The sequence below is a fragment of the Amycolatopsis sp. NPDC104775 genome, from assembly GCF_055583325.1.
Genome location: NZ_JBVJOE010000003.1, coordinates 404,550 through 424,350 on the forward strand (window position 1 = coordinate 404,550; position 19,801 = coordinate 424,350).

Below are 19,801 nucleotides of genomic sequence, written 5' to 3' on the forward strand. Positions count from 1 at the left end.
CCTAAGGCCAGCCCGGGAGAAAACTCGCGGCAATTAACCCGATCACCAGCAGATCTGGGCCTCGGACGAGCTGCCGCACCAGACCGGCCGGGATCAGGACGCCTTCGTACAGCACCATGCCCATCGAGCTGAAATCCAGTGGTCCACGAGTCACCGAGCGCACGGCGGCGAGGGCCGCGAGCAGGGCCGCCACGACCGCGCCGAGCGACGCTGGGATGCCGAGCAGCAGGACGACTCCGGTCCAGGCCAGCGCGAGAACGCACAGAAAAGCACTGGTCACGGCATGCAGGCGCAGGTCGGAAGCGGCCAGCCAGCGGCGCAGTCCGGGCACTCGATGCAGCTGCGCGATCGGCGCGGTGAACGGAAGCAGCCCGAGGTAGCCGCCGAGGCCGATCAGCCAGACCGAGGTGACGGCGGGGAAGGTCGCGTGCGTGGCGACGACGGCCAGGGCCAGAAAGAGCGGCAGACCGAGTGCGGAACGCCGGGCAAGGATTCCGGTGAGGACGTAGCGCACGACGACGAATCGGCTGGCGAGCGCGCCGCGCCACGGCACCGGGCGGCCCGCGGGGAGCAGTGCCCAGACGTCTAAGAAAGCGGCGGACGTCCGGCGCACCATGCGCTCGGTGTAATGCCGGATCAAGGTGTCGCGAGAAGCCTTGTGCGGCAATGAGTCGGACCGGGACAGGGCGAGAGCAGCGAGTGCGGCGGCCAGTACGTATGTCCACAGTGGAACGAGCAGGGGCAGCGCGAGGGTCAGCGGCAGCAGGGATTCGCCGGGGAACGGGCGGCGGCGGCCCAGTGCCAAGGCCAGCGCGGCAACGACCACGAAAAGCGCGATTGGACCGACGAGTGAGCTGGGGAACCCGATGAGCATCCCGGAAACGGCGAAGAAATACGCGGCGACCGCGAACCGGGCGGCCCAGTCCAGGACGAGCCGCCGGGTGAGCGTCGCGGGGCGCTGGCCGTCGAAATCGTCCCAGGTCAGAGTGGCTGGATGGGACCACAGGTACCCGCGCCGCAGCGTCGCCCGCCAGGCCAGAGCGAGGCCGGTGCACAGTACGAGCAGGCTGCCGAGCGCGCCCACCGGTGCGCCGCCGATCAGCTGGCTCCGCACCAGTTCGGTGTTGTAGAACGGCGATCCCAGCAGGCCCACCGCGATGACCAGGGCCAGGACCAGGTCCGGACGTTTCACAGGTCCACCACGTAATCCGCGACCTCGTCCGCGAGCGGCGGGTGATGGCTCGCCACGACCACCGCCGCGCCGCGCTGGGTGCTGGTGGTGACCAGGGTGGACAGCCAGGCCCGGCCCTCGGCGTCGAGGGCGCGTTCTGGTTCGTCCAGCAGCAGCACGTCGTGCGGACGCGCGACCGCGGCGTGCAGCAGGAGCCGGCGCCGCTGTCCGGCCGAGAGTTCCGACGCGGGCACATCGGGAGCCGGAACCGGGCCGTCGGCCAGTTCTCCGCCGAAGGAATTGCGCAGCAGGTCGAGGTGCTGGCGTGGCGTGAGTTCGTCGAAGAGCGCCGAATCGTCGAAAAGGACGGAAACCCGGCGGCGGAAAGCGGCAGACCGCTCGTCCGGCGGTCCGCCGCAGACGGACACGGAACCGGACGTCGGCGTCTGGTTTCCGTAGAGACAGCGCAGCAACGTCGATTTGCCCGTCCCATTGGCACCGCGGACGACCAGGCATTCACCGGCGTCGACGGCTAGGTCGAGACCGCTGAACAGCTCTGTCTCGCCCGCGGTGACCCCCAGGTCTTGAGTGGTGATGAGCACGAAACCCCCTCGGCTGATCACCCCAAGATAATCACTTCAAGTACGCCTCCGCTTGCAGCGTGAACAACTCGGCGTACCCGCCCCCGGCCGCCATCAGCTCTTCGTGCGTTCCGTACTCCGCGACTTTCCCGTGTTCCAGCAGCAGGATGCGCTCGGCCTGGCGAACCGTGGAGAACCGGTGCGAGATGTACAGCGTCGTCCGTCCGCGAGACAACGTGTGCAGCCGGTCGAACAAGTCGTGCTCGGCTTGGGCGTCCAGCGCGGACGTCGGCTCGTCCAAGATCAGAATCGGGGCCTCACGCTGGAAAGCCCTCGCCAGCGCGATTTTCTGCCACTCCCCGCCGGACAGCGACACGCCCTGGTCGAACCAGCGGCCGAGCGGGCTGTCGTACCCCGTGGGCAGCCGGGCGATGCGCTCGTCGGCTCCGGCGCGGCGGGCGGAGTCCTCGATGTGCTCGCGATCGGTGAGCCGGTTCAGGTCGCCGAGGCCGATGTTCTCCGCCGCGGTTCCCTGGTAGGTCACGTAATCCTGGAACATCGCGCTGATCTTGGTGCGCAAGGCGACCGGGTCGTACTCGCGGATGTCCACGCCGTCCAGCAGGATCCGGCCCGCCGTCGGGTCGTACAGCCGGCACAGCAGCTTGAACAACGTCGACTTGCCCGCACCGTTGCGGCCGACCACGGCGACGGTTTCGCCGGGACGGATCTCGAAACTCACCCCGTGCAACGCCGGTTCGTCCGCGCCGGGGTAGCTGAAGCTCACCGACTCGAACTGGATGTGTCCTTCCACAGTGGACGGAAGTGGCCGCGGCTTCGCCGGTGCGGTGATTTCCGGTTTGGTGTCGAGGAATTTGTACAGCGTGTCCAGGTAGAGATTGTTCTCGTACATCCCGGAAAACGCGGTGAACAGACCGCTCACCGAGGCTTGCACGGACGTCGCGGCGGCGGTGTACAGCGCGAGGTCGCCCAGCGTGAGCCGTCCGCCGACGGCTTCCAAGGCGATGTACAACGCGATCGCCGAGCCGACCAGGGTGCTCAGCAAGCCCCACGACGTCGAGCTGACATTTCGTTTCACCGTCAGCTTTCGCTGCCGTTCGTAGGACACCGCGCCCAGCTGCCGGAACCGGTCCACGAAGTACGGGCCGAGGCCGAACAGCTTGGTCTCCTTGGCATACGTGTCCGTAGTGACCAAAGAGGACAGATAGTCCATCCGCCGTTTGATCGGCGACATCATGAAGGTGAGCCAGAACGCCCGCGAGCCGTACTTGGACTGCGAGATGAACGCCGGAATCGGGGCCAGCAAAGCGACCAGCGCGAGCAGCGGGCTGATGGACACCAGCAGCGCGATCATGCTGGCGAAGGTGATCATGGTACGGATCAACCCGAGCGCCGAGGTCATCATCGACAGCGGCCGCGTCGGCGCTTCCTGCGACGCCTGGCGCAGCATGTCGTAGGAAGCCGAACCCTCGAAGTACGCCAGATGCAGGTCGCTCGCGTGCTGCATGACCTGATGCCGGATGGTGAGCGTCATCCGTTCCTGCAACAGGGATTGCGCGATCGTGGTGATCGAGCTGCTGATCGCGGTCGCCGCCAGTACGCCGAACTGGAACAGCGTGATGCGCACGATGTCCGTGGTCGACCCGCGATGCTGGATCGCCGCGACCACCGAGTCCAGCAGGATTTTCGCGACGTACGCGGTGACCGTCGGCAGCAGTCCGGACATCAGCGTGACAACCCCGAGCAGGATCGTCAGCGTCGGACTGGCTTGCCAGGTCAGCTTCGCGACTTTCGGCAGGCCGCGGACGGTGCCTGCCACCGAAGTACGCATCCGCGACAGCCGCGCTCGCAAGCCTTTCGGCTGTTCCGGCTGCTCCGGTTCCGCGATGTCAACCGGCCCGGTGAGACCGCTGTCCGGCACGGATTGCGCCATCCGGCGGCGACCGCGGCGGCCGAGGGCCAGCTCGATCCCGCCCCCACCGCCGGGGATCACGCCAGCACCGAACCGTGCAGGAAGACGTCGATGACCTCGTCAGTGGTCGGGGCACCGGGCATCGGGCGGGATTGCGTGAACAACAGCGCCAGGAACAGTGAAGCGGCCTTGTCGACCGGCAGCCGCAGCCGGGCGGCATCCGGGACGAACAGTTCCCGCACCGCGCGCTGCATCGCTTCGAGCGACTCGCGGCGGCTGTCCCCGGTCACCGACTTGCGGTTGCGTGCTTCCTCCGCCGCCGCGCGAGGCCGTCCCTTCATGGTCGCCGCCATCACCGCGCCCATCCGCTGCAGATGCGCGTTCATCGCTTCGGCGGCCTCCGCGAGCCGCTTCTCCAACGGCAGCTCAGCCGGGATCTCCCCAATCATCTCCAACGCCTCCGCCGGGTCGAGCGCGGCTTCCACGCACGCGTCGAACAGTTCGTCCTTGTCCTGGAAAACCCGGAAGATGGTGCCCTCGCCAATCCCGGCGGCCCGGGCGATCTGCGCGGTCGTGACCCCTCGCCCGTGCTCGACGACCAGCGGAAGCACCGCGCGGACGATCATCCGCCGCCGGTCGTCCGGGGCCATGCCCGGTGCTCTTTTTCTCGTTTCCATGCCCGCCACGGTACGGAGTGAGCGCTCACTCCGTCAACTCGATAAACGAAAGGCCGTGCCCGCGTGGACACGGCCTGCTCGCTTAGTACGTGATCGCGACCGCCGGATCGGCGAGCAGCGCGCCGACGTCGGCGAGGAACTCCGACCCCTGCTGCCCGTCGACCACCCGGTGGTCGAAGCTCAGCGACAGCTGCATCACCTTGCGCACCTTGATCTCGCCGTCCACGACCCACGGCGTGTCCCGGATCGCCCCGACCGCCAGGATCGCCGACTCGCCCGGGTTGATGATGGGCGTGCCGGTGTCCACGCCGAACACGCCGACGTTGGTAATCGTGAACGTGCCGCCCAGCATCGCCGCCGGAGTGGTCTTGCCCTCGCGCGCGACGTCGGTCAGCTCGGTGAGCGCGACCGCGAGTTCCTTGAGCGACAAGGAATCCGCGTCCCGGATCTTCGGCACCACGAGACCGCGCGGGGTCGCCGCCGCGATGCCGAGGTGCACGTAGTCCTTGTAGACGATCTCCTGCGCGGCCTCGTCCCACACCGCGTTGACGTCCGGCGTGCGCTTCGCCGCGAGACACACGGCCTTCGCCGCGAACGCCAGCGGAGTGAGCTTGACGCCGCTGAATTCACGCGACTTCTTGAGCTTCTCGCGCAGTTCCATCATCGGCGTGACGTCGACGGTGAGGAATTCCGTGACGTGCGGGGCGGTGTAGGCGCTCTGCACCATCGCGGCCGCGGTCGCCTTGCGGACACCCTTGATCGGCACGCGCCGCTCGCGGGTGGCCGGGTCGTACCCGGACTCCACAGTGGACACTGCCGGTGCGGCGGAACCGTTGGCGGCGCGGTGGACGTCGTCGCGGGTGATCACGCCGCCGTCCGCGCTGCCGGTGAGCGAACGCAGGTCGACGCCGAGGTCCTTGGCCAGTTTGCGGACCGGCGGTTTCGCCAGCGGGACGTAACCGCCACGCGGGGTCTCGGCCACCGGCGCGGGTGCTGCCGATGTGGGGGCCACCGGCGCGGGTGCTGCCGGTGTGGCCGCCGCCGCAACGGGAGCCGGTGCTGGTGCCGCGCTTTTCCGCGCCCGCCGGGTCGTCCCGGCCGCCTTGGAGCCATAGCCGACCAGCGGCTTCATCTCCTCCTCGGCTGGAGCGGCCGGAGCGGACTCGGCAGCGGGAGCGGCGGCTGGCGCGGCTTTCCCGTCCGGATCCACGTCCACGGTCAGGATCGGCGTCCCGACCTCCACCGTCTGCCCCGGTTCCACGTGCAGTTCGGTGACCACCCCGGCCCACGGGATCGGCAGTTCGACCGCCGCCTTCGCGGTCTCGACCTCGACCACGATCTGGTTGACCGTGACCGTGTCGCCCGGCTTCACGCGCCAGGCCAGGATGTCAGCTTCGGTGAGCCCCTCCGCCGTGTCCGACAAGGGGAACTGTTTGTACTCAGGCATTTCGGAAGGAACCCCCTTACCAGGCGAGCGAACGGTCGACAGCGTGCAGGACCCGGTCGAGGTCGGGGAGGTAGTGCTCCTCGAGCTTCGCGGGCGGGTACGGCGTGTCGAATCCGGTCACGCGCAGGACGGGGGACTCCAGGGAGTAGAAGCATTCCTGCTGGACCCGGGCAGCGATTTCCGAGGTCAGCGAGGATTCCGACGGCGCTTCGCTGACCGCGATGAGCCGTCCGGTCTTGCGCACCGACTCGAACACCGGTCCGAGGTCGAGCGGCGAGAGCGTGCGCAGGTCGATGACTTCCAGCGATTTGCCCTCGGACTCGGCGGCCGTGGCGGCTTCGAGCGCCACCTTCACCGACGGGCCGTACGCGACCACCGTGGCGTCCGTGCCCGGGCGCACCACCTGCGACGAGAACACGCGCGACGGCGCCGTCGAGGTGTCGACCTCCATCTTCAACGCGCCCGAGTGGTACAGCTTCTTGGGCTCGAAGAAGAGGATCGGGTCGTCCGAGCGGATCGCCTCCTGGATGCCCCAGTAGGCGTCCACGGCGTTCGAAATCGACACCACCTTGAGGCCGGCGATGTGCGAGAACAGCGATTCCGGCGATTCCGAGTGGTGTTCCACCGCGCCGATCCCGCCGCCGAACGGCACCCGGATCACGACGGGCATTTTGACCTTGCCCTGCGTGCGGTAGTGCAGTTTCGCCAGCTGCGAGGAGATCTGGTCGAAGCCGGGGAAGATGAAGCCCTCGAACTGGATCTCGCACACCGGCCGGAAACCGCGCACGGCGAGGCCGACCGCGGTGCCGATGATGCCCGATTCGGCCAGCGGCGTGTCCAGCACGCGCTGTTCGCCGAAGTCCTTCTGCAGTCCGTCGGTGATCCGGAAGACGCCGCCGAGCTTGCCGACGTCCTCCCCCATGATCAGGACCTTCGGGTCTTCTTCCATCGCGCGACGGAGACCGAGGTTGAGCGCCTTGCCAATCGTGAGCTTCTGCAAGTCAGTCATCAGTGCTCACCCGCCGCGGCGAAACCGTCGAGATAGGACAGATACTCCTCGCGCTGCGCTTCGAGCACCGGCGAAGGTTCGGCGTACACCTGGGAAAACACCCGGTCCGGCGGTGGTTCCGGCATGTTGAACGTGTAGTCGCGCAGCTCCGCGGCGAACTGGTCAGCCTCGGCCTGGACGCTGTCGAAGAACGCCTGGTCCGCGTACCCGTTGCGGGCCAAGAACGCGCGCACGCGCTCGATCGGGTCCTTGAGCTTCCACTCCTCCAGCTCGTCCGAGAGCCGGTAGCGGGTGGGGTCGTCGGTGGTGGTGTGCGCGTCCATCCGGTAGGTGAACGCCTCGATCAGCACCGGGCCGTTGCCGTGCCGGCATTCCTCCAGCGCCCACCGGGTGACGGCGAGGCAGGCGAGGACGTCGTTGCCGTCCACGCGGATGCCGGGGAAACCGTAGCCGCGGGCGCGCTGGTAGAGCGGCAGCCGCGACTGGCGTTCGGTGGGCTCGGAAATCGCCCACTGGTTGTTCTGGCAGAAGAAGACCAGCGGCGCGTCGTACACCGCGGCCCAGACGAACCCTTCGTGCACGTCGCCCTGCGAAGTCGCGCCGTCACCGAAGTAGCAGATGGTGGCCTCGCCACCCTCGTCACCAACTTTGCCCTCGAACTTCTGGCCCATCGCGTAACCAGCCGCGTTAAGCACCTGGTTGCCGATGACGATGGTGTACGGGTGGAACCGATGCGCCTGGTAGTCCCAGCCACTGTGGTCGGTGCACCGGAAAATCCCGATCAGATCGCGCATGTCGACGCCGCGGGTGTACGCGACGCCGTGCTCGCGGTAGCTCGGAAACGCCATGTCCTGCGGCTGCAGCGCGCGACCGGACCCGACCTGCGCGGCTTCCTGCCCGAGCAGCGGCACCCAGATGCCCAGCTGTCCCTGGCGCTGCATCGCGTTGGCCTCACGGTCCGCGCGGCGCACCAGCACCATGTCGCGGTAGAGGTTTTTCAGCGTCTCGTCGGTGACGTCCTCGACGTAGCGGTCGAACCGCTCGGACGGGACTCGCTGGCCCTCGGGGGTGAGCAGCTGAGTGAGCTCAGCGCCACCTTCGCTTGTCGCTCGCAAACCGGCGATCACCTGTTCAGGGGAAGGCTGAGCCGCTACGGCGGCCGGCCCGTCTCCAGGTTCCGGGTGCGTCCACTGTTCGGACGGCATGAGCTGTTCTCCTCGGTGTCGGCGCCGCGAGCGGCCGCTTGTGGCGGCCACAGCGACTGCACCGGCGGGGACCGGCTCCTCGGGTCCGAGGCTCCCGGCCACCGTCGGCGTTGACGGTTCGTGGCCACATCCTGGCACGAGAATTGCTCCGATGGAGAGCTCAAGTTGCTGATTTGTTGCTGAGAAAACCTCGCTGAACAGGGAAAACGCTTGGATGCCCGAGTATGGGAGAGGCGATGGTCGGGCGGCCATCCCGCGTCCCACCTGCCCACGTGAGCGCCGGTCGCGGTTTTCAGCGGGACGAGCACTCGCGACGTTCGGTCGCACCGGTGACGTCGGTCACCGTGGCAAGATGGCGCTGTGGAGCAAAAATCCGTACGCGAATCCGTGGTCTCGACGTGGATCAACGACGTCACGCCGAGCCTGTCCGGTCTGGTCGCGATCCCCGCGCTGTCCCCGGCGTTCGACGCGGACTGGGCGTCGACCGGGCATCTCGCCGCCGCCGTCCAGCACGTCAAGGCCTATCTCGAAGGGCGTGACCTGCCGGGCGCGCGGATCGAGGTCGTCGAGCTGGAAGGCCGTTCCCCGCTGCTGTTCGTCGACGTGCCGGCCACCCCGGGCGCGACGGACAAGGGCACCGTTCTCATGTACGGCCACCTCGACAAGCAGCCTCCGGTCGGTGGCTGGTCCGAGGGCCTCGACCCGTGGACGCCGGTCATCCGCGACGGCCGGCTGTACGGCCGTGGTTCGGTGGACGACGGCTACTCCGGGTACGCGGCCAGTGCCGCGGTGGAAGCGGTGCACGCGGCTGGCGGCGAGCACGCGCGAATCGCGCTGCTGCTGGAAACCGGCGAGGAGTCCGGCAGCCCGGACCTGCCTGCTTACCTGGAGCACCTGAGCGCGCGGCTCGGCGAAGTCAGCCTCGTCGTGTGCCTCGACGCGGGCGGCATGGACTACGAGCGGCTGTGGCTCACCACCAGCCTGCGCGGCATGGTGCACCTGACGGTCACCGTTCAGCTGCTCGCCACCGCGCAGCACTCCGGTCTCGCCAGCGGCGTCGTCGCGAGTTCGTTCCGCGTGCTGCGGCAGCTGTTGGAGCGGATCGAGAACGCGGAAACCGGCGAGATCAAGCTGTCCGAGCTGAACGTCGAGGTGCCGGCCAGCCGCCGGGCCGAGATCGAAGCGGTCGCGGAGGTGGCGCCGGAAGCGCTGCGCACCGCGTTCCCGTTGGTGAGCGGCGGAAAGACGGTCTCCGAGGACGCGCTTGAGCTGCTGCTGAACAACTACTGGCGGCCGACGCTGTCGATCATCGGCGGCGAAGGACTTCCGAAGCCCGCCGAAGCAGGCAACGTGCTGCGCCAGAGCACCACGCTCACGCTCAGCTTCCGTCTGCCGCCGACGGCGGTCGCGGAGGACGCGCTGGCGGCGATCAAGCGGGCGCTGACCACGGATGTCCCGTACGGCGCGAAGGTCACCATCGCCGAAGACCAGCAGGCGGAGAACGGCTGGAACGCGCCGGAGGAAGCCGCGTGGCTGACCGAGGCGTTGCGCCGGGTCGACGACGAGGTGTTCGGCCGTCCGCACCGTGCCGCGGGCATGGGCGGGTCGATCCCGTTCATGGGCCTGCTCGGCGAGAAGTACCCGGAGGCGCAGTTCCTGGTGACGGGTGCGTGCGGCGCGGATTCGAACATCCACGTGCCGGACGAGTGGCTGAACCTGGACTACGCCCAGCAGGTCACCGAAGCGGTGGCGCACCTGCTGGACGCGCACGCCCGCAGCTGACGTCCGAGTGCCTGCGCCGGTTACCGCCCGGCGCAGCCACTCGGCTCAGGCGAACTTGGCCAAGGCGTCGGCGACCCGGGTCTGCTCCGGCGCGAACCGCTGGTACGAGAACGGCGTCTCGTTGTTCCACGGGATCAGCTTGCCCGCCTTCACCGCGGGAAGCTGCTGCCAGGTCGGGACGCTGCCGAGCCCGTCCGGGCCGAGCGACAGCGAACCGCCGCGCGAGTCGTACATGATCACGTCGGCCGAGTACTTGCCGACGTTCTCCCAGCTGACCTGCTCGTAGTAGCCGCCCTGGCTTTCGTCGGGCTTCTCCGGCAGGACGAACTGCATCCCCTTCTCCTGGTAGTGCTTCGAGGTCGCGAACTTCGCCGGATTGGCCACGTACACCGTGTCCTTCTGCGCGGACAGCAGCACGACCTTGAGCCCGGACGTCTTCTTGACCGCCTCGGCGAACTTGGCGTCCGCGGCCTCGTACTTCTGTTTCGCCTGCTGGATTTCCGGCGTCGCGATGTCCGCGCCGAGCGCCTTCGCCAGCGCCTCGAACTTCGCGATCCCTTGCGGCATCGAGATGTCCTGCAGCCCGATGCCGACACTCGGCGCGGCCTTGTCCACCTTGTCCGCCAAGGTGTCCGGCACGTACCACATCTGCTGCTTCAGGTAGATCACGCTGACCAGCAGTTGCGGGTTCAGCGACACGAACTTGTCGAAGTTGAACTCGTTCCAGACGTTGCCCAGCGAGGTCACCGATTTCAGGTCGACGCCGCCTGCCTGCGGGTCGGTCTTGCCGTCCGGCAGCCGCGACGGCCCGAAGATGCCCACCGATTTCACGCCGAAGTCCCACAGCGCGGCCGCGGCGGTCACCTGTGCGACGATCCGTTGTGGACGCTCACCGCTGAGCTTGCGGCCGCGGTCGTCGGTGAAGGACCACGTCGCGCCACCGCCGGCCGCGGGCTGGTCGTCTTTGTACCCGCAGGCGCTCAGCAGGCCGAGGGTGCCCGCGGCGGCGGTGCCCGCGAGGAAGCCGCGGCGGGACAGCCGCGCCGGTGAGATGGTCATCGGAACTCCGGAGGATCGGGTGAGGTACTGCCTGAGGTTAGCCTTGCCTTAGGGTGAATGCCATGGTCCTGCTTGGGGAGCGCGTCACATCCCGGCGCTGGGGCGTCCGCGCGACAGTCCTGGTCGCGGCGCTCGTCGCACTTGTCGCGGTGGTGGTGCTGTCCATCGCCTTCGGCTCCAACCGGTTGCCGCTCGGCAGCGTGTGGCACGCGTTGTTCTCCTACAGCGGGACCTTCGAAGACGTCGTGATCCGCGACGACCGGCTGCCGCGCACGCTGCTCGGGCTGGCTGTCGGGGTCGGACTCGGGCTGGCCGGGGCGTTGTTGCAGGCGATCACGCGCAACCCGGTCGCCGACCCGGGTCTGCTCGGCATCAACCACGGCGCGGCGGTCGCGATCGTGCTGGGCGGGGCGGTGTTCTCGGTTTCCTCGCCGGAGCAGCTGGTGTGGTTCGCCTTCTTCGGCGCGCTGGCCGGAACGGTCCTGGTCACGGTGATCGGCGGTTCGGTGAGCCCGCTGCGGCTGGTGCTCGCGGGCGTCGCGGTGCAGGCCGTGTTCGTCGGGATCAACCAGGGCATGCAGATGATCAACACGCACAGCCTCGATCAGATGCGGTACTGGCTCGTCGGCTCGCTGGTGAACCGGAACCTCGACAGTCTCGCCGGGCTGCTGCCGTTCTTCTTGGCCGCCTTGGTGATCGCGGGAGTACTCGCCCGGCCACTCAACGCAATCGCGCTCGGCGACGACAGCGCGCGCGGCCTCGGTGCGAACCCCGCTTTGACCCGCGCGGTCGGCATGATCGCGGTGGGCCTGCTCTCCGCGACCGCGACCGCGGCGTGCGGGCCGATCGCCTTTGTCGGGCTGATGATTCCGCACGTCGTGCGCGCGCTGGTCGGCCAAGACGAACGGTGGGTGCTCCCGTTGTCCGCGCTGCTCGGGCCGGTGTTGCTGCTCGGCTGCGACGTCCTCGGCCGGCTGCTCGGCGGCAACGGCGAAATCCAGGTAGGCGTGATGACGGACGTGATCGGCGGCATCGCCTTCGTGATCGTGGCGCGGCGGGTGAAGGCGGTGCGGCGATGAGGACGTGGGTGGTCGTTGGACTGCTGACCCTGGTGGCAGCGGTGCTTCTGGTGCTCGCCGTGGGCACCGGAGATTACGAGATGTCTCCGGTCGAAGTGCTGCGGACGCTCGCCGGATCCGGCACGAAGGCCCAATACCTGGTGGTCACCGGCAGGCTGCCGCGCGCGTTGGTGGCGATCTTCGTCGGCATCGCGCTCGCCCTGGCGGGCACGGTTTTCCAGACGGTGACCCGGAATCCGCTCGGCAGCCCGGACATCATCGGCTTCACCACCGGCTCGGCGACCGGCGGGATCATGATGATCCTGCTGTTCGGCGCGGGTCCCGGACTGGTCTCCGTCGGCGCGGTCGCGGGCGGCCTGCTCACTGCCCTGCTGGTCACCGCACTGTGCGCCCCGCACGGTTTGCTCAGCTCGCGGCTAGTGCTGCTGGGCATCGCGGTAAGCGCGGTGCTGGCCGGGGTGAACGGCTACCTGTTGGTGCAAGCGAAACTCGAAGCCGCGGCACAGGCCGTCGGCTGGCTGACCGGCGATCTCGCTGGGCGCGACTGGAACTACTTCGTCCCGCTGTGCCTGGCTGTCGTGGTGCTCGCGCCGTTCATCTTCGTGCACCAGCCCGCGCTGCGAATGCTGGAAATGGGCGACGACGCCGCGGTCGCGGTGGGGGTCGCCGTGCCGAGAGTGCGTGCGGTGGTGCTGCTGGCGGCGGTCGCACTGGCCGCTGCCGCGACCGCCGCGGCCGGGCCGATCCCGTTCGTCGCCCTGGCCGCACCGCAACTCGCACGCCGGTTGACCCGCCGCCCCGGACCGAACCTGGTCGCCTCCGCGGCGATGGGAGCGGTGCTGGTGCTGGCGGCGGACTTCGTGGGCCAGCGGGTCCTGGACGCTTCGCTGCTGCCGGTAGGCGTGGTCGCGGCCGCACTGGGCGGAGGGTATCTGTTGTGGTTGTTGGCTGTTTCTCGGCGTCGGCAGAACGCGTGACTAGGCCAGCCGTCGTCGCGCGTTGATCCACAAAGGACAGGAACACGTGCGGTCCCGGTGACGGCTGACGTGGTCTGGATCGACGCTCGCGTCTTCCAGCAGTCGATGCGCCGAAAGAAGTTCAGGATGCGGGCCGCGCGGACGCACTGAGTCACGCCGCCGGGCTGGCGCGAGGCACGAGCGAGAACGTGATCCCCCTGGTCCGCCATCATCCGGCCCAGCGCCTGAGACCGGTCTGGCACCGGGCGGTCTTCCCCATTCGCGCACGTCGTCCGGCTGGCGGCAGCCAGGCACCGGGATCGCTGTTCACGGAGGACATCCCGACTTGCCGCACGCAGCGGCCATGACACCCGTCTTCCCACCTGTCCTGTGCGAAACTTCCCCGTGACGCAGCAGTGCTGTGCATACCCGCTTCCGAGTGGCAATATGCCAGCTCTCAGCCCTTGAGAACTACGAGGAGTGACGAAGTGGCCCGAGGACAGCAAATGAAGGCACTCGCCCTTCTCCCCGCTTTCGCGCTGGTCGGGATGACCATGGCGTGCGGCGCGGGCGGCAACGGCGCTGGCGGTACCGACGCCGGTACCAGCCAGGCACCCGGCGGCTCCGACAGCGCGCCGACCGCGCAGAAGGACGCGGCGCTGGCCGCGCTGGTGCCCGCCGACATCAAGGCCGACGGAAAGATCGTGGCCGGACAGGACCAGACTTACCCGCCGAACGAATTCGTCGAGAACGGCAAGGCGACCGGCTTCGACGTCGACATCGCCACCGCGGTCGGCCAGGTGCTCGGCGTGCAGACGGAGTTCCAGAACTCGGCTTTCGACGGCATCATTCCCGGTATTTCGGCGAAAAAGTACGAAATGGGCATCTCGTCGTTCACGGTCAACGCCGAGCGGATGCAGACCGTCGACATGATCTCGTACTATCGCGCGGGCACCTCGCTCGCGGTGCTCAAGGGCAATCCGGACAAACTGTCGGTGGACGACCTGTGCGGTAAGAATGTGGCCGTGCAGAAGGGCACCACGCAGGTCGACGATCTCGGCAAGCGCAACACCGCGTGCACCAAGGCGGGCAAGCAGCCGATCAACATCACCCAGTTCCAGGCGCAGACCGACGTGAACCTGGCGCTGACCGCGAAGCGCGTGCAGGCCGAACTGGCCGACTCGCCGGTGATCGACTACGCGGTGAAGCAGACCGGCGGCCAGCTGGAGTCCGTGGGCGAGCCGTACGACACCGCGCCGTACGGGATCGTGCTGCCGAAGGGCAGCGGCGACTTCGGCAAGGCGGTGCAGGGTGCCGTGCAGAAGCTCATCGACACCGGGATCTACAAGAAGATCCTGGACAAGTGGGGCCTGTCGGGTTCTGGTGCCATCACCAAGTCGGAGATCAACCCGTCCGCTTCCTGACGAAACTGAGGACTTAGTTACTCGTGTCCACTCCCCCCGGCCCCGCCGATTCCTGGCAGGAGGCCGACACCACCCCGATCAAGGCGGTCCCGGTCCGGCATTACGGACGCTGGATCGCCGGCGCGATCATCCTGTTCTTGGCGTTCATCGTGATCCGCAGCGTGGTCACGAACTCCGCGCTGCAGTGGCCGGTCGTCGGCGAGTACCTCTTCGACAACCGGATTCTCAACGGCCTCCGGAACACGTTGCTGCTCACGGTGATCTCGATGATCATCGGCATCGTCGGCGGCGTACTGCTCGCAGTGATGCGGCTGTCGCCGAACCTGCTGATGTCGGGCGCGGCGTCGGTCTACATCTGGCTGTTCCGCGGTACGCCGTTGATTACTCAGCTGGTGATCTGGAACTTCCTGGCGCTGGCGTATTCGAAGATCGGACTGGGCATTCCGTTCGGCCCGACCTTCATCAGCTGGGACACGAACACGCTGATCAACCAGTTCGTCGCCTCGTTGCTGGGCCTCGGCCTGAACGAGGCGGCGTACATGGCGGAAATCGTCCGCGGCGGCATCCAGTCCGTGGACGGCGGACAGCTGGAAGCCGCGTCCGCACTGGGCATGAGCCGGGGCAAGACCCTGCGCCGGATCATCCTGCCGCAGGCGATGCGGGTGATCATCCCGCCGACCGGCAACGAGACCATCTCGATGTTGAAGACGACGTCGCTGGTGGTCGTCATCGGATACTTCGAGCTGTTCGTGTCGGCGCAGACGATTTACTCGCAGAACTACAAGACAGTTCCGCTGCTGATCGTCGCGGCGACCTGGTATTTGTTCATGACGTCGGTGCTGACGATCGTGCAGTATTACATCGAGCGGTATTTCGCCCGTGGCACTTCACGGGCGACCGCGCAAAAGAACAAGTGGGGAGCGCGAATGCTGGGCTACCGCTTCGGCCGCGGTGGCAGCGGAGGTGCGCGAGCGTGACTCCCGTCGTTTCCGCACAGAAGGTGTGCAAGAGCTTCGGCTCCCTGGACGTGCTCAAGGGCATCGACCTGGAAGTGCAGGAGCGAGAGGTGCTCTGCCTGATCGGCCCGTCCGGTTCCGGCAAGTCCACCCTGCTGCGTTGCATCAATCATCTGGAGAAAATCGACGCCGGCCGGCTGTATGTCGATGGCGTGCTGGTCGGCTACCGCGAACGCGGCGGGCGCTTGCACGAGCTGCGAGACAAGGAAATCGCCGCGCAGCGCAAGAACATCGGCATGGTTTTCCAGCGATTCAACCTGTTCCCGCACATGACAGCGCTGGAAAACGTCATGGAGGCCCCAATCCAGGTCCGCCGTGAACCGAAGGCGCAAGTCCGGGAGCGGGCTCTGGAGCTGCTGGACCGAGTCGGCCTGGCCGACAAAGCGGGTTCCTATCCCGGCCAGCTCTCCGGCGGCCAGCAGCAACGGGTCGCCATCGCGCGAGCGCTGGCGATGCAACCGAAGCTGATGCTCTTCGACGAGCCAACGTCCGCTTTGGACCCAGAGCTGGTGGGTGACGTCCTGGGCGTCATGCGCCAACTGGCGAAGGACGGCATGACGATGGTCGTGGTGACCCACGAAATGCAGTTCGCCCGCGAAGTGGCCGACAAGGTCTTCTTCATGGACGGCGGGGTGGTCGTGGAGTCTGGTTCTCCGGATGAGGTGATCGGGGACCCGAAGCATGAACGGACCAAGGCGTTCTTGGCCCGGGTGCTGAACCCGAACGCTTGAGTTGGCAAGGGCCGCCCGGAGATTCTCCGGGCGGCCCTTTTCTTTATGCGGGTTGTCCGGCTTTAAGGTGCTGAACCCCGAAAGCGGCGATTTTGCCAGCGACACCACAAGGATCGGAACGATGCGGGTTGTCGGTGTCCAGCCGGGCGATCACGGTGTAGAGCAGGTCGTCGCGGACTCCGACCCCCAGCGTGCTGTGGTTATGGCACGACAGGGATCAGACTCGACTGCTGCAGTGCTCGCAATCGGCGCTAGCACAGCAGGCGCGCCGTGCGAGGGCAGAGCATTGCCAGCATTCGAAGGCGGTGCTGGACTCGGCTGGGTGCTAGCCGAACTGCACCCAGCCAGTCCGATAGCCACGAACCCCACTCCAACCAGGGCCTTGCGCACCGGAAGTCATTTCCTTTCCGACGGAAACCACTGGAGCGGCGATTCATCCCGCTACACGTCGTCAACGCCCAGAACGCAGCTCGCTCTCCACCTGCTGCAGCTTCTTCGCCAACTCCTGCGGCCCAGCCCCAGCCAGACTGATCCATCCGGACTTGTCCACCCCGAACAAGATCCGCCCCTCCTCCATATCCGCCCACCCCGGCGGATTCTCATTACGCCGCCGCTTCCCGCGACTGTCCCGAACCGCGACGTACAACCGCCCGAAATACGTGTGCGGTTTATCCAGCCACTGCAATACCTGCTTGGCGTCCCGAATACTCGGACCAGTGCGCCCCGTGTGCTGCCCGCTCTTGACCAGATTCAGGTCCTCATCGGAACAGTTGAGCGAGAGCACCCGTGCGGCAGGCGCCTCCGGCAACAACGCGATGAACTCCCGAACCAACGTATCCGCCGAACACGGCGCGATATACAGTTTTTGGTTCACCGCAACAACAGTCGCCGCGTCCCGGCCGCTCGCTGCCGCGCGTACCGTCCGTTCGCCATGTTCCGATTTGACCCACGAGTAATACTCGACGCCCGGCCTCTGCAGCAAATGCATGGTCTCGACGAACTCGTCGTTGAGCCGTCCACGCTGCATCAGACCGGCGTTGTGCAGTTCGCGATCAGTATCCGCCGCCAACTGCCGTCGTTCCTCGGGCGAATACCAGAGCGCGCCGCGGACCAGAGTCGGATGGATGTCGCCGAGATTCAGCCGCTCCAGCAGCACCTCGAAGGTTTGCAGGCTCAGCTCAACGGGCTTGCGCAGCACCGACTTTCCCTCCCCCTGACCATTTCCCGCTAAGCCCCGATAACCGGCGGCGTAGGCCGATTGCCGTCATAACCCCCGAAAATCGAATCCGGGTCCTCTTCGGCCAGCAGGATTTTGCGCTGATGCTCTTCGTCCTCGGGGCCTTTGCCGCCCTTGCCGCCGCCACCCATGCCACCCATTCCAGGCTGACCCTTGGCTCCGGCCGCACCCGCACCGCCACCCATGCCAGGCCGGGCCGCGCCCTCGCCGAGCGCTCCAGCCCCGGTACCGCCTCCGACACCCCGCGGTCCAGCACCGCCGCTGCCCGGGCTACCGGCACCGGCACCGGCACCGGCCCCGGAACCGCCCGGGCCGAACCCGCCGCTGCCGCCGCTGGTGGGCCCGAACCCGCCGAAACCGCCGACCGGCCCGAACGCACCGTTCATCCCGCCGTTCGAGGTGTTCCCACCCCCAGGCAAGGTGACCGGCGGCTGCCAGGTCTGCCGGGGCGGAGGCGGTGTGGGGTCAGCCCAAGCCGCCCTGGTGCTGTCGTTCGGCGGCACCACGGGCGGATTCACCGGCCCACCGTGCCCAGGCGGCGGAGGGGCTTGCATTCCCGCTGCGCCGGGAGGAGCGGAGTAGGTGCTGGGCCCGCTGGTGTAGCCGCCACCGTAGTTGTGCGACGACCCGCCGCCGGACGAGTGGTGACTTACGCCGGAGCCGACCCGCCCGCTGGTGGACCCGGTTCCGGGCGTCGGCTGATCCGGTGTGATGCCGGTAGCCGACACGTTCGGATCGTGCGCGGCCGGGTAATCCGGAGCCAACGTGGTCTTGCGCGGCTGCGTGCTCTGGTAATAAGGCTCGTACAGTTCGACGTTGAACTTGGTGTCCGAATCGAACTGCGCGGCGGCCTTCTCGTCGTCACTGGCCCCGATCGAGATGTAGTCGGTCAGCTTCTGGTCGTCGGGACGGTCCTTGGTGACTGGACGGGCGTTCTGCTTGACGTACCTGAACGCGTCCGACTGATCCTGCATGGAACGGTGTGCCCGGTCCATGTTTTCAGCGACGATCTGCGAGCTTTGGATCAGCGGGGTCAGGCCCGCGGTGCCGGCGTCAGCGGCTTTGCCCTTCCAGAAAGCGTTGAGCTTCGCCTGGCTTTCGGTCAGAGTCCGGACCACGTTCTCGTGAATGGTCTTGAGCCCGCTGGACGCGTCACGCGCGCTGTCCAGGGTCGAAGTGTCCCCGGGGTCGTGCAGTTTCGTGTAGATTTCCCATCCGCTGTAGGTCATTTCATTGACCCTTCAAATGCGTGATGGCGGCGGAAGCGATCTTGGTCGCCATTCCGCAGGAGTCGCTGTAAACGGGACTGCCGTGACGGAGTTGAGCGATAACCGTGTACGTCACGTCGTCTCGAATGCCGACCGCGAGGTTGCAAGAGCCCTGGGTTTCGCCGCCATTCTCGTAGACCACGGCGGGGTAGCCCAGGATCGCGGGCTGAGGTTTGAAGGTGGTGAGACCGCCCCGCGAGTTCTGGATGTAGAGCGCGTTGAGGCCCTGCTTGTTCGCGGTCACCACACCGGCGCTGACGTTTCCGCCGTTGTTTTCGAACACCCAGACGCACGTGTTGCTGAGGTTCGAGCGCTCAGTCCTGGTTTCCTTGACCTTGCTGGCGGTGCCTTCGACGGTGGCGACGCTGACCGCCGAGCACGGGTCGTTCTCGGTCCCGGCGGTGTTGTTGATCGGCTGATCGACCTTCGGAGCCAGGTTCTGCGAGGAAGCGGGAGCCGAGTCAGAAGACGAAGCCGGTGCGCCGGTTCCGCCAGTCGACCCGCCGCATGCTGTGGCCGAGGCGAGAGCGCCTGCGGTGATCAGCGCGGCTACGGAATTACGGTGGCGCATTAGTCAACCTTTCCAGCGGCACGGAGCTGATCCTTGGCGTTCTGGTCATTGTTCTGGTACGCGGTGCGGATCTGCTTCAAGGTCTCCACGTACGCCGTGATGTAGTTGACCGCCCCGGTCAGGAAGCTGTTGTACGCGGCTCCGGACTTGTTCGCCACGTCGGCATAGCCCTGGCTGCCGACCTCCGAGCCCGGCGGGACGATCTGCATGAGGAGCTTGGCTTGCTTGCCAGCTCGCTCGTGGTCACCGTCCAGGCTGTCTTCCAGGCTCTTGATGACCTCGTCGATCGCCGCCGGGTCGAATTCCCAGCCGCTGTTCCCGGAGGCGGCGGCGAAGTCGGCTGAGGCCTGCTTCTTGCCCAGTGCCTCGTAGTCCGGCGGTTGAGGCGGCGGCGCGGCCGCGTTGGCACCGGGGATCAGCCCGGATCCTGGCGGAGGAGCGGTCGGGGCCGTAGAGGTGAGCTGGTTCTGGACGCCTTGCAGTCCGCTGTTCGTTCCGTCTGGCATGTCGTGCCTCCCCGCACGAGCCGCGGCTCCGGGGCGCGGCCTACCCTCTGTTCTTGATCAGCTTCGGCTTGTGACCATAGCAGCCCCAAACCACCCAGGCGGGCCGTTCCGGTCAGATCGTTCGGGCGAGCGGAGCGATCCCGTAGCCATCC

At 67.3% G+C, this 19,801-nt stretch carries 18 protein-coding genes; 6 read left to right on the forward strand and 12 right to left on the reverse strand.

Translation table 11 applies throughout. From position 1 onward, the window contains the following. Position 1 precedes the first annotated feature (1 nt). The 7 genes from ACZ63D_RS16210 to pdhA form a co-directional block, all read right to left on the reverse strand. The gene (locus ACZ63D_RS16210; protein ID WP_465355095.1) at positions 2-1,192 is read right to left on the reverse strand and encodes a hypothetical protein; all 1,191 of its coding nucleotides are present in this window, start codon (positions 1,190-1,192) and stop codon (positions 2-4) included. Beyond that, positions 1,189-1,773 carry an ABC transporter ATP-binding protein gene (locus ACZ63D_RS16215; protein ID WP_465355096.1) on the reverse strand — a complete coding sequence of 195 codons (585 nt, stop codon included), beginning with the start codon at positions 1,771-1,773 and terminating at the stop codon, positions 1,189-1,191. Before ACZ63D_RS16215 ends, ACZ63D_RS16210 begins: the two co-directional genes overlap by 4 nt. Positions 1,774-1,804: 31 nt before the next feature. Beyond that, positions 1,805-3,739: an ABC transporter ATP-binding protein gene (locus tag ACZ63D_RS16220; RefSeq protein ID WP_465355558.1), complete on the reverse strand. Its 1,935-nt coding sequence runs from the start codon at positions 3,737-3,739 to the stop codon at positions 1,805-1,807. 20 nt (positions 3,740-3,759) lie between these two features. Then, on the reverse strand, positions 3,760-4,332 hold the full coding sequence (locus ACZ63D_RS16225; RefSeq protein ID WP_465355559.1) for a TetR/AcrR family transcriptional regulator: 573 nt from the start codon (positions 4,330-4,332) through the stop codon (positions 3,760-3,762). Between the two features lie 109 nt (positions 4,333-4,441). Further along, a complete protein-coding gene (locus tag ACZ63D_RS16230; RefSeq protein ID WP_465355097.1) occupies positions 4,442-5,806 on the reverse strand; it encodes a dihydrolipoamide acetyltransferase family protein in 1,365 nt (454 codons plus the stop codon). Positions 5,807-5,822: 16 nt separating this feature from the next. After that, positions 5,823-6,815 (reverse strand): alpha-ketoacid dehydrogenase subunit beta, encoded by a 993-nt coding sequence (locus tag ACZ63D_RS16235; protein ID WP_452078060.1) that lies wholly within the window; start codon positions 6,813-6,815, stop codon positions 5,823-5,825. Next, positions 6,815-8,020, reverse strand: coding sequence for a pyruvate dehydrogenase (acetyl-transferring) E1 component subunit alpha (pdhA, locus tag ACZ63D_RS16240; RefSeq protein ID WP_465355098.1), 1,206 nt, complete (start codon positions 8,018-8,020; stop codon positions 6,815-6,817). Before pdhA ends, ACZ63D_RS16235 begins: the two co-directional genes overlap by 1 nt. Positions 8,021-8,380: 360 nt before the next feature. Here pdhA and ACZ63D_RS16245 point away from each other — a divergent pair, with 360 nt between their 5' ends. Beyond that, entirely contained in the window at positions 8,381-9,802 is a 1,422-nt protein-coding gene (locus tag ACZ63D_RS16245; RefSeq protein WP_465355099.1) for a M20/M25/M40 family metallo-hydrolase, read from the forward strand. Between the two features lie 45 nt (positions 9,803-9,847). Here the strand turns inward: ACZ63D_RS16245 and ACZ63D_RS16250 are convergent, their stop codons facing one another. Next, entirely contained in the window at positions 9,848-10,861 is a 1,014-nt protein-coding gene (locus ACZ63D_RS16250) for an ABC transporter substrate-binding protein (RefSeq protein ID WP_465355100.1), read from the reverse strand. A 62-nt stretch (positions 10,862-10,923) separates the two neighbouring features. On the opposite strand from ACZ63D_RS16250, the gene ACZ63D_RS16255 reads away from it, so the two are divergent. The 5 genes from ACZ63D_RS16255 (at position 10,924) to ACZ63D_RS16275 (ending at position 16,067) form a co-directional block, all read left to right on the forward strand. Continuing rightward, on the forward strand, positions 10,924-11,940 hold the full coding sequence (locus ACZ63D_RS16255) for a FecCD family ABC transporter permease (RefSeq protein ID WP_465355101.1): 1,017 nt from the start codon (positions 10,924-10,926) through the stop codon (positions 11,938-11,940). Beyond that, positions 11,937-12,917, forward strand: a complete 981-nt coding sequence (locus tag ACZ63D_RS16260) for a FecCD family ABC transporter permease (protein WP_465355102.1) — start codon at positions 11,937-11,939, stop codon at positions 12,915-12,917. The genes ACZ63D_RS16255 and ACZ63D_RS16260 overlap by 4 nt, the downstream gene beginning before the upstream one ends. Before the next feature lie 485 nt (positions 12,918-13,402). Then, positions 13,403-14,320, forward strand: coding sequence for an ABC transporter substrate-binding protein (locus ACZ63D_RS16265; protein ID WP_465355103.1), 918 nt, complete (start codon positions 13,403-13,405; stop codon positions 14,318-14,320). Between the two features lie 23 nt (positions 14,321-14,343). Next, on the forward strand, positions 14,344-15,297 hold the full coding sequence (locus ACZ63D_RS16270) for an amino acid ABC transporter permease (RefSeq protein WP_465355104.1): 954 nt from the start codon (positions 14,344-14,346) through the stop codon (positions 15,295-15,297). Continuing rightward, positions 15,294-16,067 carry an amino acid ABC transporter ATP-binding protein gene (locus ACZ63D_RS16275; protein ID WP_465355105.1) on the forward strand — a complete coding sequence of 258 codons (774 nt, stop codon included), beginning with the start codon at positions 15,294-15,296 and terminating at the stop codon, positions 16,065-16,067. The genes ACZ63D_RS16270 and ACZ63D_RS16275 overlap by 4 nt, the downstream gene beginning before the upstream one ends. Before the next feature lie 451 nt (positions 16,068-16,518). Here the strand turns inward: ACZ63D_RS16275 and ACZ63D_RS16280 are convergent, their stop codons facing one another. Genes ACZ63D_RS16280 through ACZ63D_RS16295 form a run of 4 tightly spaced genes read right to left on the reverse strand, consistent with a single transcriptional unit; the run spans position 16,519 to position 19,649 of the window. Then, positions 16,519-17,265, reverse strand: a complete 747-nt coding sequence (locus ACZ63D_RS16280) for an ESX secretion-associated protein EspG (RefSeq protein ID WP_465355106.1) — start codon at positions 17,263-17,265, stop codon at positions 16,519-16,521. A gap of 29 nt (positions 17,266-17,294) precedes the next feature. After that, positions 17,295-18,533, reverse strand: coding sequence for a hypothetical protein (locus tag ACZ63D_RS16285; protein WP_465355107.1), 1,239 nt, complete (start codon positions 18,531-18,533; stop codon positions 17,295-17,297). Position 18,534: 1 nt separating this feature from the next. After that, complete coding sequence (locus ACZ63D_RS16290; RefSeq protein WP_465355108.1) at positions 18,535-19,143, reverse strand: DUF3558 domain-containing protein; 609 nt, start codon at positions 19,141-19,143, stop codon at positions 18,535-18,537. Further along, on the reverse strand, positions 19,143-19,649 hold the full coding sequence (locus ACZ63D_RS16295) for a hypothetical protein (RefSeq protein WP_465355109.1): 507 nt from the start codon (positions 19,647-19,649) through the stop codon (positions 19,143-19,145). The genes ACZ63D_RS16290 and ACZ63D_RS16295 overlap by 1 nt, the downstream gene beginning before the upstream one ends. Positions 19,650-19,801: the final 152 nt, after the last annotated feature.